General features: G+C 72.0%; 8 protein-coding genes. 5 read left to right on the top strand and 3 right to left on the bottom strand.

Annotated elements, in window-relative coordinates; genetic code table 11:
- The first annotated feature begins 235 nt into the window (after window positions 1–235).
- Together gltB and AXW62_RS13460 are read left to right on the top strand one after the other, a co-directional pair.
- Entirely contained in the window at window positions 236–4,786 is a 4,551-nt protein-coding gene (gene gltB / locus AXW62_RS13465; protein WP_060944733.1) for a glutamate synthase large subunit, read from the top strand.
- Window positions 4,779–6,239 (top strand): glutamate synthase subunit beta, encoded by a 1,461-nt coding sequence (locus tag AXW62_RS13460; RefSeq protein ID WP_060944732.1) that lies wholly within the window; start codon window positions 4,779–4,781, stop codon window positions 6,237–6,239. The genes gltB and AXW62_RS13460 overlap by 8 nt, the downstream gene beginning before the upstream one ends.
- Window positions 6,240–6,712: 473 nt before the next feature.
- On the opposite strand, the gene AXW62_RS13455 is transcribed toward AXW62_RS13460, so the two are convergent.
- Entirely contained in the window at window positions 6,713–7,186 is a 474-nt protein-coding gene (locus tag AXW62_RS13455) for a PPOX class F420-dependent oxidoreductase (RefSeq protein WP_060944731.1), read from the bottom strand.
- A 65-nt stretch (window positions 7,187–7,251) separates the two neighbouring features.
- The gene (locus tag AXW62_RS13450; protein WP_060944730.1) at window positions 7,252–8,142 is read right to left on the bottom strand and encodes a hypothetical protein; all 891 of its coding nucleotides are present in this window, start codon (window positions 8,140–8,142) and stop codon (window positions 7,252–7,254) included.
- A 428-nt stretch (window positions 8,143–8,570) separates the two neighbouring features.
- Here AXW62_RS13450 and AXW62_RS13445 point away from each other — a divergent pair, with 428 nt between their 5' ends.
- Window positions 8,571–9,368 (top strand): S1 family peptidase, encoded by a 798-nt coding sequence (locus tag AXW62_RS13445; RefSeq protein ID WP_060944729.1) that lies wholly within the window; start codon window positions 8,571–8,573, stop codon window positions 9,366–9,368.
- A 339-nt stretch (window positions 9,369–9,707) separates the two neighbouring features.
- Here AXW62_RS13445 and AXW62_RS13440 read toward each other — a convergent pair whose 3' ends face one another.
- Window positions 9,708–10,085, bottom strand: coding sequence for a VOC family protein (locus AXW62_RS13440; RefSeq protein WP_060944728.1), 378 nt, complete (start codon window positions 10,083–10,085; stop codon window positions 9,708–9,710).
- Window positions 10,086–10,883: 798 nt separating this feature from the next.
- On the opposite strand from AXW62_RS13440, the gene AXW62_RS13435 reads away from it, so the two are divergent.
- On the top strand, window positions 10,884–11,264 hold the full coding sequence (locus AXW62_RS13435) for a chorismate mutase (protein ID WP_051886251.1): 381 nt from the start codon (window positions 10,884–10,886) through the stop codon (window positions 11,262–11,264).
- Window positions 11,265–11,343: 79 nt separating this feature from the next.
- Window positions 11,344–13,959: an aminopeptidase N gene (gene pepN, locus AXW62_RS13430; protein WP_060944727.1), complete on the top strand. Its 2,616-nt coding sequence runs from the start codon at window positions 11,344–11,346 to the stop codon at window positions 13,957–13,959.
- Window positions 13,960–14,288 lie beyond the last annotated feature (329 nt).

Here is a 14,288-nt window from a genome sequence, read left to right as displayed (position 1 = left end):
AAGCCCGAAGCGCTTGGGCAGTGTCGCCCGATCCGCGCCGTGGCGACATCGGTCGCTCAGCCCCTTATTGCCTGTATCGCCTGACGTCACCCTGTCGCCGGGGTGTCCGCATGATGGAATGGAATTTCCGGTTCCCGAGAAGCCGCCCATCATGTAACCTGCACGAAATTCTCGCGGAGGGCCAACGTCGTCCCTCGGCACACGCACAAATGCCATGACGACGACGGGAGAGCCGATGCGTTCCGCATCCCACCCCGCCCGCCAGGGGATGTACGACCCACGCAATGAGCACGACGCCTGTGGCGTCGGCTTCGTGGCGACCCTCACCGGTGAGGCCAGCCATGAGCTCGTGGAGCAGGCTCTCACCGTGCTGAGGAACCTCGAGCACCGCGGCGCCACCGGCTCGGAGCCCGACTCCGGCGATGGCGCGGGCATCCTCGTCCAGGTTCCGGACGCCTTCCTGCGGGCCGGCGTCACCGGCTTCGAACTGCCCGAGGCCGGCGGCTACGCCGTGGGCATCGCGTTCCTCCCCGAGGGGGAGGCCGAGGGCGCGGCCGGCGCGGAGCACATCGAGCGGCTCGCCGCCGAGGAGGGGCTGACCGTCCTCGGCTGGCGCGACGTGCCCGTCGCCCCCGAACTGCTGGGCAACGGCGCCCGCGCCACCATGCCCGTCTTCCGCCAGCTCTTCGTCGCCGACGGCACCAGCACCGGCCTGGCCCTGGACCGCAAGGCGTTCATGCTGCGCAAGCGCGCCGAGCGCGAGGCGGGGGTCTACTTCCCCTCGCTGTCCTCCCGCACCCTGGTCTACAAGGGCATGCTGACCACCGGGCAGCTGGAGCCGTTCTTCCCGGACCTCTCCGACCGCCGCTTCGCCACGGCCATCGCGCTGGTCCACTCCCGGTTCTCCACCAACACCTTCCCGAGCTGGCCGCTGGCCCACCCTTACCGCTTCGTCGCCCACAACGGTGAGATCAACACCGTCCAGGGCAACCGCAACTGGATGCGCGCCCGGGAGTCCCAGCTGGTCAGCGACCTGTTCGGGGACAAGGGGCTGGAGCGCGTCTTCCCCATCTGCACCCCGGACGCCTCCGACTCGGCGACCTTCGACGAGGTCCTGGAGCTGCTCCACCTCGGTGGCCGCTCGCTGCCGCACTCGGTGCTGATGATGGTCCCCGAGGCGTGGGAGAACCACCCCACCATGGACCCGGCCCGGCGCGCCTTCTACCAGTACCACTCCACGATGATGGAGCCCTGGGACGGCCCGGCCTGCGTCACCTTCACCGACGGCACCCAGGTCGGCGCCGTGCTGGACCGCAACGGTCTGCGGCCGGGACGGTACTGGGTCACCGACGACGGTCTGGTGGTGCTCTCCTCCGAGGTCGGCGTCCTGGACATCGACCCGTCCAAGGTGGTCCGCAAGGGCCGGCTGCAGCCGGGCCGGATGTTCCTGGTCGACACCGCCGAGCACCGCATCATCGAGGACGACGAGATCAAGGCCCAGCTGGCCGCCGAGCAGCCGTACGGCGAGTGGCTCGAGGCCGGTCTCATCGGCCTGGCCGACCTCCCCGAGCGTGAGCACATCGTGCACACCCACGCCTCGGTCACCCGCCGTCAGCAGACCTTCGGCTACACCGAGGAGGAGCTGCGGGTCCTGCTCGCGCCGATGGCCAAGACCGGCGCCGAGCCGATCGGCTCGATGGGCACCGACTCGCCGATCGCCGCCCTCTCCGAGCGGCCGCGGCTGCTGTTCGACTACTTCACCCAGCTGTTCGCGCAGGTCACCAACCCGCCGCTGGACGCCATCCGCGAGGAGCTGGTCACCTCGCTGATCTCCTCGCTGGGCCCGCAGGGCAATCTGCTGGAGCCGACCGCGGCCTCCTGCCGCAGCGTGACCCTGCCCTTCCCGGTGATCGACAACGATGAGCTGGCCAAGCTCATCCACATCAACGCCGACGGCGACATGTCCGGCCTGAAGGCGGCGAACCTCTCGGGCCTCTACCGGGTCGGCGGCGGCGGTCAGGCGCTCGCCGCCCGGCTGGACGAGATCTGCGCCGAGGCCGACCGCGCCATCGAGGACGGCGCCCGGCTGATCGTGCTCTCCGACCGCCACTCGGACGCCGAGCACGCCCCGATCCCCTCGCTGCTGCTCACCTCCGCCGTCCACCACCACCTCATCCGCACCAAGCAGCGCACCCAGGTGGGGCTGCTGGTCGAGGCCGGCGACGTGCGCGAGGTGCACCACGTCGCGCTGCTGATCGGCTACGGCGCCGCGGCCGTCAACCCCTACCTGGCCATGGAGTCGGTCGAGGACCTGGTCCGGGCGGGCACGTTCCTCCCCGGCATGGAGGCCGACACCGCGATCAAGAACCTCATCAAGGCGCTCGGCAAGGGCGTCCTGAAGGTCATGTCCAAGATGGGCATCTCGACCGTGGCCTCCTACCGGGGCGCGCAGGTCTTCGAGGCCGTCGGCCTGGACCAGTCCTTCGTGGACACCTACTTCCACGGCACCACCACCAAGATCGGCGGTGCGGGCCTGGACGTCATCGCCAAGGAGGTCGCCGCCCGCCACGCCAAGGCGTACCCCGCCTCCGGCGTCCCCTCCGCCCACCGGGCGCTGGAGATCGGCGGCGAGTACCAGTGGCGCCGTGAGGGCGAGCCGCACCTCTTCGACCCCGAGACGGTCTTCCGGCTCCAGCACTCCACCCGGTCGCGCCGCTACGACATCTTCAAGAAGTACACCGAGCGGGTGAACGAGCAGTCCGAGCGGCTGATGACGCTGCGCGGTCTGTTCTCCTTCAAGGGCGAGCGCCCCTCGATCCCGATCGACGAGGTCGAGCCGGTCAGCGAGATCGTCAAGCGGTTCTCCACCGGCGCCATGAGCTACGGCTCCATCTCCCAGGAGGCGCACGAGACCCTCGCCATCGCCATGAACCGGCTGGGCGCCAAGTCCAACACCGGTGAGGGCGGCGAGGACTCCGAGCGGCTGCACGACCCCGCCCGGCGCTCGTCGATCAAGCAGGTGGCCTCCGGCCGCTTCGGCGTGACCAGCGAGTACCTGGTCAACTCCGACGACATCCAGATCAAGATGGCCCAGGGCGCCAAGCCCGGCGAGGGCGGTCAGCTGCCCGGCCACAAGGTCTACCCGTGGGTCGCCAAGACCCGGCACTCCACCCCGGGCGTCGGCCTGATCTCCCCGCCGCCGCACCATGACATCTACTCGATCGAGGATCTCGCCCAGCTGATCCACGACCTGAAGAACGCCAACCCGCAGGCGCGCATCCACGTCAAGCTGGTCTCCGAGGTCGGCGTCGGCACGGTGGCCGCGGGCGTCTCCAAGGCGCACGCAGACGTGGTGCTGATCTCCGGCCACGACGGCGGCACCGGCGCCTCGCCGCTCACCTCGCTCAAGCACGCGGGCGGCCCCTGGGAGCTGGGCCTGGCCGAGACCCAGCAGACGCTGCTGCTCAACGGGTTGCGCGACCGCATCGTGGTGCAGACCGACGGCCAGCTGAAGACCGGCCGCGACGTGGTGATCGCCGCGCTGCTCGGGGCCGAGGAGTTCGGCTTCGCCACCGCGCCGCTGGTGGTCTCCGGCTGTGTGATGATGCGCGTCTGCCACCTGGACACCTGCCCGGTCGGCATCGCCACCCAGAACCCGGTGCTGCGCGAGCGCTACAGCGGCAAGGCCGAGTTCGTGGTGAACTTCTTCGAGTTCATCGCCGAAGAGGTCCGCGAGCTCCTCGCCGAGCTGGGCTTCCGCACCCTGGACGAGGCCATCGGCCACGCCGAGCTGCTGGACACCACCCGCGCCGTTCAGCACTGGAAGGCCCGCGGCCTGGACCTCGCCCCGCTGCTGTACGTGCCCGAGCTGCCCGAGGGCGCCGTCCGCCACCAGGTGGTCGAGCAGGACCACGGCCTGGCCAAGGCGCTCGACAACCAGCTGATCAAGCTGGCGGCCGACGCGCTGAACGCCGACAGCGCCGAGGCCGCCCAGCCGGTCCGCGCCCAGGTGCCGATCCGGAACATCAACCGGACCGTCGGCACCATGCTGGGCCACGAGGTGACCCGGAAGTTCGGTGGCGCCGGCCTGCCCGACGACACGATCGACATCACCTTCACCGGCTCGGCCGGCCAGTCCTTCGGCGCCTTCGTGCCCCGCGGTGTCACACTGCGGCTCGAGGGCGACGCCAACGACTACGTGGGCAAGGGCCTCTCCGGCGGCCGGATCGTCGTCCGCCCGGACCGCGGCGCGGACCACCTCGCCGAGTACTCGACCATCGCGGGCAACACCCTCGCGTACGGCGCGACCAGCGGGGAGATGTACCTGCGCGGCCGGGTCGGCGAGCGGTTCTGCGTGCGCAACTCCGGTGCCACGGTCGTCTCCGAGGGCGTGGGCGACCACGGCTGCGAGTACATGACCGGCGGCCACGCCGTCGTCCTCGGGCCCACCGGCCGCAACTTCGCGGCGGGCATGTCCGGCGGTATCGCGTACGTGATCGACCTCGACCGGGACAACGTCAACGGCGACCTCCGGGACGCCGTCGGTGAGCTGGACGACACCGACCAGCGGTGGCTGCACGACGCGGTGCGCCGCCACCACGAGGAGACCGGCTCCACCGTCGCGGGTGCGCTGCTCGACGACTGGGAGACCGCCGTCGCCCGCTTCAGCAAGATCATCCCCGCTACGTACCAGGCCGTGCTCGCCGCCAAGGACGCCGCCGAGCGTGCCGGGCTCTCCGAGTCCGAGACCCACGAGAAGATGATGGAGGCGGCGATCAATGGCTGACCCCAAGGGCTTCCTGACCACTGACCGCGAGGTCGCCAAGACCCGCCCCGTCACGGAGCGCGTCAAGGACTGGAACGAGGTCTACGTCCCCGGTTCGCTGCTGCCGATCATCAGCAAGCAGGCCGGACGGTGCATGGACTGCGGCATCCCGTTCTGTCACAACGGCTGTCCGCTGGGGAACCTGATCCCCGAGTGGAACGACTACGCCTACCGGGGCGACTGGCGCGAGGCCAGCGAGCGGCTGCACGCCACCAACAACTTCCCGGAGTTCACCGGGCGGCTGTGCCCGGCCCCGTGCGAGTCGGCCTGCGTGCTCGGCATCAACCAGCCGCCGGTGACCATCAAGAACGTCGAGGTCACCATCATCGACAAGGCGTGGGACGCGGGCGACGTCACCCCGCAGCCGCCCGAGCGGCTCAGCGGCAAGACCGTCGCCGTGATCGGCTCCGGACCGGCCGGACTGGCCGCCGCCCAGCAGCTCACCCGCGCCGGCCACACGGTCGCCGTCTACGAGCGCGCCGACCGCATCGGCGGGCTGCTGCGCTACGGCATCCCCGAGTTCAAGATGGAGAAGCGGCACATCAACCGCCGCATCGAGCAGATGCGCGCGGAGGGCACCAAGTTCCGCACCGAGACGGAGATCGGCCGCGACATCGACGCGGCCAAGCTCCGCAAGCGGTACGACGCCGTGGTCATCGCGGCCGGTGCCACCACCTCGCGCGACCTGCCGGTCCCGGGCCGGGAGCTGAACGGCATCCACTTCGCGATGGAGTACCTGCCGCTCGCCAACAAGGTGCAGGAGGGCGACCTCACCACGTCCCCGATCAGCGCCGCGGGCAAGCACGTCGTGGTCATCGGCGGCGGTGACACCGGCGCGGACTGCGTCGGCACCGCCCACCGGCAGGGTGCCGCCTCCGTCACCCAGCTGGAGATCATGCCCAAGCCCGGCGAGGAGCGGACCGCGGGCCAGCCCTGGCCGACCTTCCCGATGCTCTACAAGGTCACCTCGGCGCACGAGGAGGGCGGTGAGCGGCTCTACTCCGTCTCCACCACCCACTTCGAGGGCGACGAGGACGGCAACGTCCAGTGGCTGCACCTGATCGAGGTGGAGTTCAAGGACGGCAAGCTGGAGCAGAAGCCGGGCACCGAGCGGAAGATCCCGGCCCAGCTGGTCACCCTGGCCATGGGCTTCACCGGCACCGACCAGAAGAACGGCCTGGTCGAGCAGTTCGGCCTGGAGCTGGACGAGCGCGGCAACATCGCCCGCGACGCCGACTTCGCCACCAATGTGCCGGGTGTCTTCGTGGCCGGTGACGCGGGCCGTGGCCAGTCGCTGATCGTCTGGGCCATCGCCGAGGGCCGCTCCGCGGCGCGTGGGGTGGACCGCTACCTGGCCGGGACCAGCGAGCTGCCGGCCCCGATCCGCCCCACCGACCGGGCCCTGACGGTCTGACGCTCCCCGATCCTCCGGGTTCTCCGGATTTCCCGGGGTCCCTGGGGCCCGGATTCCCGGGATTCGCGGGATCCCCGGATTCGCGGGATCCCCGGATTTCCGCCCGTACAACGGCGTACGGACCGGCCGCGCGGCGCCTTCCCCCCATCCCGACCGGGGGGCGGGCGCCGCGTGGCGTTTCCGCGTCCGCGCGTCATGCCGACGGCCGGGCGGATCGTCACGGTGAACGACCTGCCCGGCCAGCCGCTGGACGGCACCCCGCGGGAGCGCATGAACGGGAGATGCTCGCGGAGTACTTCCACCGATGCGCCGTCAGGGACGTCACCGGGATGCGGATCGTGCTCTACGGGCGCGCGGGGCGGTGCTGAGCGGTCGGACCTGTAGCGGTCAGGTGGTCAGGGCGCGTAGCGGGCAGGACCTGTAGCGGTCTGGACGCGCCGCTTCAGGATCCGCAGCGGTCGGACCTGTAGCGGTCAGGACCCGCTTTCCGCCAGCCGGGCCGGGAAACCGCCGGTGGCGACCGGGCCCCAGCGCTCGGGGGTGACGCGGATCAGCGACTTGCCCTGCTTGCGCATGGCCTCCCGGTACTCGTCCCAGTCGGGGTGCTCGCCCGCGATGTTGCGGTAGTACTCGACCAGCGGCTCCACGGACTCCGGGGGATCGATCACCTCGGCGGTGCCGTCGATCTGCACCCAGGGGCCGTTCCACTCGTCGGATAGCACGACCAGGCTCACGGCCGGGTCGCGCTTGGCGTTGCGCACCTTGGCGCGCTCGGGGTAGGTGGACACGACGATACGGCCGGAGTCGTCGACCCCGCAGGTCAGCGGGGACGCCTGGGGCGAACCATCGGACCGGCGGGTGATCAGCAGCGCACGGTGGCGCGGACGTACGAACTCCAGCAGCTCATCGAGGCCGACACGGGTGTTGGTGGCGATGGAAGGGCTCATGCAGGTGAGCGTACGACGTCGAGCGCGCTCCAAGGCCGTACGACGAACGACGATCCGGCCCCGCGTCAGGTGTCGCACTCCAGCACCGTACGGCACAGTCCGCAGCGGGCCCGCAGCCGGCCGCGGACCGGGACCCGGATGCGCTGACGGCAGGTCGGGCAGGGGAAGGAGACGCTCAGCGGAGGGCCGTCGTCGAAGGCGTAGTCACCTCCGGTGGCCGGGGAGGGGTGGTCGGACCGGGCCGACCGGCGATCCTTGGCGTAGCGGCGGCGGCCGGTCCAGCCGGCGGCGGCCAGCGGCGGATGGCTCTGGTCGCGGCGGGCCAGCTCCAGCCCCCTGGTGTATGCCTCGTACGCCTGGGGCGAGGTGAACCAGGGGGAGGGGTCCTCGTCGAACAGCAGCGCCCGCTTGGCCAGCACGTAGCCGAACTCCTCCGGTGTCAGATAGCCCAGTTTCTGGCTGGTGAGCGAGTCCTGACGATAGGCGTCGAGGAGCAGCCAGCCCGTGCCGAGATAGGCGGCGGTGGTGTCGGTGAGGATCTCGTTGTCCCGGGTGCCGGGGAACGACAGGCCGAGGCGGTGCAGATACACGTGCGTGACCTCGTGGGCGAGGGCCGCGCCGATGTCCCGGCGGTGCGTCTTGAAGCGGGAGTTGAGCTCGATGAAGTACTCCGGGCCCGCCGCGAGCTCCACGTTCCCCGCGTGCCGCATCTCCCGGAAGCTCACGATCATCCGGGCGTCGGGCAGCCGCAGATGTTGCACCATCACCCGGGCGACCCGCTGAACGCCCAGATAGAGGTCGTCCTGATCGGAGAAGGCCACATCGCCGGGGAGCACGCTGAGCCCGAAGGTGTCCACGGTGTCGCGGGACAGCCGGCGGTACAGCGCGGTGATCGCGGCCCGGACGGTGTCCAGGTGGGGATATCCGTGCTCGATGTCGCTGCCCGGTGCCGCCACGCCGTCACCCCGTGCCGTCGTCCGCCGTTCGTCCGCCGTGCGCCCTGACCGCGTCCGCCGCGCGCCCTGTCCGGCTTCCAGCTTACGGTCGTTCGCCGCGGCGGTGGGGAGGCCGCGCGGACCGGATGTGGTGGGGCGGGGGCGCGGCGGGTCGGAGGCGGTAGGAGGTCGCGCGGGCCGGAGGCGGTGGGCAGGTCGCGCGGGCCGGACGTGGTGGTGAGGGCGCGCGGGACGGCAGCTGGAGAGGGCGCGCGGAACGGTAGCTGGGCAGGTCGCGCTGGCTGGAAACCGACCCTTGTCACCCCCATCTCCCGCTCCACATAATCACAGGGCGTTTTACCGGCTCATCCACGGGATTCCGGAGAGATTTCCGGAGTGTGAGTTGGCATGAGCCTGACATCGCCAACCCCCCACGAAAGGACAGTCCGTTGCGGAACCCCCTGAAGCACCTCAAGAGAGCCTCCGCCCTCGGCGCGGTCGCCCTCGCCGCCTTCAGCCTCACCCCCGGCACCGCCAGCGCCGCCACCACCGGTCCCGAGCCCAGCCCCTCGGTCGTCGGCGGCACCCGCGCCGCCCAGGGCGAATTCCCCTTCATGGTCCGGCTGTCCATGGGCTGTGGAGGCGCTCTCTACACGCAGGACATCGTGCTCACCGCCGCCCACTGCGTGGACGGCAGCGGCCGCGACAACTCCATCACCGCCACCGCGGGCGTCGTCGACCTCCAGAGCTCGAGCGCCATCAAGGTCAAGTCCACCGAGGTCCTCCAGGCCCCCGGCTACAACGGCACCGGCAAGGACTGGGCGCTCATCAAGCTCGCCAAGCCGATCAACCAGCCCACCCTGAAGATCGCCGAGAACACGAACTACAACAAGGGCAACTTCACCGTCGCCGGCTGGGGCGCCGCCGTCGAGGGCGGCGGCCAGCAGCGCTATCTGCTCAAGGCCACCGTGCCGTTCGTCGACGACGCCACCTGCAAGGCCGCGTACAGCGAACTCGTCACCGGCGAGGAGATCTGCGCCGGGAACGTCGAAAAGGGCGGCGTGGACACCTGCCAGGGCGACTCCGGTGGCCCGATGTTCCGCAAGGACGACAGCGGCCAGTGGATCCAGGTCGGCATCGTCAGCTGGGGCGATGGCTGCGCACGGCCCGGCAAGCCCGGCGTCTACACCGAGGTGAGCACCTTCGCCAAGGACATCAAGGCGGGCGCGGCGCAGCTCGGCGGCTGACCCCGGCACAGCCCCGCCTCCGCCGGGAGCCGGTCGGGGCCCGGTCGTCCGACTGGCTCTGTCCGGCTCCGACCGGCTCCGGTCGTCCGTCCGGCTCCGACCGGCTCCGTCCGGCCCCGTCCGGCCCCGTCCGGCCCCGTCCGGCCCCGTCCGGCCCCGGTCGTACGTCGGGCCCCGACCGATCCGGCCCTGTCCGGCCCCGACGGGCCCCGTCCGGCCGTGACTGGCCCCGCCCGGTCCGGCCCCGCCCGGCTCCGTCTGGCTCCGTCCGGCCCCGTTCGGCTCCGACCGGCCCCGACGGCTCCCGTCCGTTCGCTCCAGCCCGCTCCGCCCGTCGTCTCAGCTCTGCCCGTAGCAGATGCAGAACGGGTGCCCGGCCGGATCGCCGAAGACCAGGAACCCCGAACGCTCCCCCTCGCTGTCGTGCAGAAACGTCGCCCCGGAGCGGATCAGTTCCTGCCGCGCCCGCTCCGCGTCCGCACGCGTGTCCACGTCGAAGTCGAGATGGATCTGCTGCGGATGGGCCGGGTCCGGCCAGCGCGGCGGCTGATGGTCCGGCGCCAGTTGGAAGGCCAGCTGTCGGCCGTCCTCGGCCGTCAGCGTCGCCCACTTGGGATCCCCGTCGTCCACCCGCCAGCCCAGAATCCGCCCGTAGAAGGCGGCCAGCGCGGCGGGGTCCGGACAGTCGATGACAGTGCACTGAAGCGTCGCGATCATGCCGGGGACCTTATAGGCCCCCGCTGACAGCCGGGCCCTGGTCCGCCGCGGCTCTGGTGTGTGGCGGGATCTGGTCTGCGGTGGGCTCTGGTCGCGGTGGCTCCGGCCTGCGTAGCTCCGCGGCTGCGGCGGGCTCTGGTCTGCGGTGGCTTCGGGGCTACGGCGCCCCCTGGCCGCGTCGGGTCCCGGTTAGCGGCGTCCCCGGGGGCTCCGGTCTGCGGTGGGCTCTGGTCGCGGCGGCTCCGAGCTGCGGGGCTCCGGGCTGCGTAGCTCCGGGGCTGTGGCGGGCGTTGGTCTGCGGTGGCTTCGGGGCTATGGCGACCTCAGACTGTGGCGGGTCCGGTCCGTGGGGTTCGCGGTCCGTGGGGTCCCCGGGTTGTGTCGGGGATCCGTCGGTGGCGTCCCCGGTCCGTGGCGTCCCCGATTTGCGGCGGGCCCCTCGCGGGCCCGGCCGCTGCGCCCCACGCGGGCCCGTGCGAGGCTGGCCGCGGAGCCATCGCGGAGCCCACGCAAAGCCATCGCGCCGCCCCACGCAAAGCCATCGCGCCGCCCCACGCAAAGCCATCGCGGCCCCCAAGGCGGACCGGCCGTGGGAAAGCCGGCCGGGAGTGGAACCTCCTCCCGCCCGAACCGCTCCTTCACAGTGAAGGCGCCGCACCGCGAGCGGCCCTCCGCACAGACCGCCCCGCCCCCGTCCGGCTCCCCGAAGCCGGTTCCGAACCCCCCACAGGGGTCGGGGCGGTCCGCATCCTGGAGCCCGGGACCGACCCGGCCCACGGAAAAGTAGGCTCGGGAGACATGACGCACAGCACGAGCGACCGCACCGCCGATCAGCCGGTGACGCCGGGGGAGTCCGAGGGAATCGACCCCACCGTGCTCGACGAGCTGACCCGGTTGCGCGACAGCATCGACAACATCGACGCGGCCGTGGTCCACATGCTCGCCGAGCGCTTCAAATGCACCCAGCAGGTCGGCCACCTCAAGGCCGCCCACCGGCTCCCCCCGGCCGACCCGGCCCGTGAGGCGCGGCAGATCACCCGGCTGCGCCAGCTCGCCGAGAGCGCCAAGCTGGACCCCGGCTTCGCCGAGAAGCTGCTCAACTTCATCATCGCCGAGGTCATCCGGCACCACGAGACCATCGCCCGCTCCGACACCGGCTCCCAGGGCGCACTCCGGTAGTGCGTCCGAACGGTTGTCCGCGCCGGGCAACCACTTCCCACCCGTGTGCGGCCCGCCGCACGTAGGGCAGCATGTCTCCATGTCCGTACTGACGCGCGAGGAAGCGCAGATCCGAGCCCGCCTCATCGAGGTCCACCGCTACACCATCGACCTCGACCTCACCCGCGGGGAGGAGCTCTTCGGCTCCACCACGACCATTCGCTTCAGGGCGCGCGAGGCGGGCGCGGACACCTTCGTCGAGCTACAGCCGGCCGCCCTCCACCGCGCCGTGCTCGACGGCCGCGAGCTGGACCTCACCGGCGCCGCCGGGGCGCTCGCCGACGGACGGCTTCCGCTCACCGCCCTCACCGAGGGCGAGCACGAGCTGCGGGTCGAGGCGGACATGCGCTACTCCCACACCGGTGAGGGCATGCACCGCTTCACCGACCCCGCCGACGGCGAGACCTACCTCTACACCATGTGCTGCATGTCCGACGCGAACGACGTCTTCGCCGCGTTCGACCAGCCCGACCTCAAGGCCGTCTTCGACGTCCGCGTCACCGCCCCGCCCCAGTGGACCGTCCTCGGCAACGGCATCGCCACCCGCGTCGGCGCCCCGGAGGAGGGCCGCTGGCAGCTCGCGCCCACCCCGCCCATCAGCACCTATCTGATGGCGCTGGCCGCCGGCCCGTACCACTCGGTGCGCACCGAGCACGCCGGACTGCCCTTCGGGCTGCACGTCCGCCGCTCCCTCGCCCCCTACCTGGAAGCCGACGCCGAAGAGCTCTTCGACATCACCCGGCGCTGCTTCGACCGCTACCACGAGATCTTCCAGGAGCCCTACCCCTTCGACTCCTACGACCAGGCGTTCGTCCCCGAATTCAACTCCGGCGCGATGGAGAACCCGGGCCTGGTCACCTTCCGCGACGAATTCGTCTTCCGCTCCGCCGTCACCGACGCCGAGCGCCAGACCCGCGCCATGGTCATCGCCCATGAGATGGCCCATATGTGGTTCGGCGACCTCGTCACCATGAAGTGGTGGGACGACATCTGGCTGAACGAGTCCTTCGCCGAGTACATGGGCTACCAGATCCTCACCGAGACCACCCGCTACACCGACACCTGGGCCGACTTCGGCGTCCGCCGCAAGAACTGGGGCTACGACGCCGACCAGCGCCCCTCCACCCACCCGGTCGCCCCCGCCCCCGAGCTGGTCCCCGACACCGCCGCCGCCCGCCTCAACTTCGACGGCATCTCCTACGCCAAGGGCGCCTCCGCGCTGCGCCAGCTCGTCACCTGGCTCGGCGAGAAGACCTTCCTCGACGGCATCAACGACCACTTCGCCCGGCACCGGTTCGGCAACGCCACCCTCGCCGACTTCATCGACTCCCTCGCCCGCTCCTCCGGCCGCGACGTCCACGCCTGGGCCGACCGCTGGCTGCGCACCACCGGCGTCGACACCCTCACCCCCGCCATCACCGCCAACGGCGACCGGTGGAGCGTCGAGATCCGCCACCAGGGCGGCGGCACGGACGGGGCCGGCCAGGACGGGGCCGGTTCCGATGGGGGGCCCACCAGCCGTCCGCACCGCATCGCCATCGGCCTGTACGACCACGCCCCCGCCGCCCCGCACCAGCTGGTGCTGCGCCGGCGCGTGGAGGCCGAACTCGACGGCGTCGAGCCCGGCCTCACCCTCTCCTTCACCGGGCCCCGGCCCGATCTGCTGCTCCTCAACGACGGCGACTTCACCTACGCCAAGATCCGGCTCGACCCCGGCTCCTGGAAGGCCGTCGTCCGCGCCCTGTCCGGCCTCCCCGACGCCGTCAGCCGCGCCGTGGTCTGGAACACCGCCCGCGACATGGTGCGCGACGGCGACCTCCCGCCCGCCGACTACCTCGAGGCGGCCCGCGCCCATCTGCCGCACGAGACCGACATAGCGATCGTCCAGGGCGTCCTCGCCTTCGCCCGCACCCAGATCGCCGACCGCTACCTCCCCGCGGACCAGCGCCCCGCCGCCCTGGCCACCATCAGCGCCACCTGCCGCGATCTGCTGCGCCGCACCGAGGACGGCTCCGGGCCCGGACTGCGGCTCGCCGCCGTGCGCACGTTCATCGGCAGCGCCACCGCCCCCGCCGAGCTCAGCGACTGGCTCGACGGCGACACCGTCCCCGGCGGCCCCGTCCTCGACCCCGAGCTGCGCTGGCAGATCCTCGGCCGGCTCGCCGTCCTCGGCGCCGTCGGCCCCGCCGACATCGACGCCGAACTCGCCCGCGACTCCAGCGCCACCGGCCAGGAGGGCGCCGCGCGCTGCCGGGCGGCCCTGCCCGACGCCGCCGCCAAGGAGGCCGCCTGGCAGGCCCTCTTCGGCGCCGCCGAGGACGGCCGGGGCGCGGGCACCGAGCCGGGAGAGCTGTCCAACTACCTGGTCACCGCCACCGTCACCGGCTTCTGGCAGCCCGAACACCACGACGTCCTCGCCGACTACGTGCCGCGCTACTTCCCGGCCGCCACCGCGCTGGGCGCCCGCCGTGGCCCGGCCATCGCCGACACCGTCGCCCGCTTCGGCTTCCCGAGCACCGTGGACGCCGAAACGCTGCGGCTGGGCGAGGAGTGCCTCGCGGACCCCGACGCCCTCCCCGCCCTGCGCCGCCGGCTCGCCGACCAGATCGACGACCTGCGGCGCGCGCTGCGGGTGCGGGAGAAGCGGGAGGCATGAGCCGCCGGGGCCGGGGATGCGCGCCGGGGCCTGGGCCGGGGAGGCCGCGGCGGCCCCGACGCGGCCGGGGGCGGCTCCGGCGCCCCGGCCCTTGAGACGGCGGCTTCGGCGCCCCGGCCCCCCGGCGGCAGCGGCGCCCCGGCCCTCCGGCGGTCCGGCGGCCCGGCCCCTGAGACAGCGGTTCCGGTGCCCCGGCCCCCCGGCGGTTTCGGCGGCCCGCCCCTGAGACGGCGGCTCCGGCGGCCCGGTCCCTGAGGCGGCGGCTTCGGCGGCCCCCGGTCGTGCGATCGATCCGTACGGCCGGGCCTTACCACGTACGGGTGCACTTC

The organism is Streptomyces hygroscopicus subsp. hygroscopicus (assembly GCF_001553455.1).
GTDB lineage: Bacteria > Actinomycetota > Actinomycetes > Streptomycetales > Streptomycetaceae > Streptomyces > Streptomyces hygroscopicus.
Note: the sequence above shows the minus strand (reverse complement) of the source record. Positions and strands in the feature narration are given on the sequence as shown.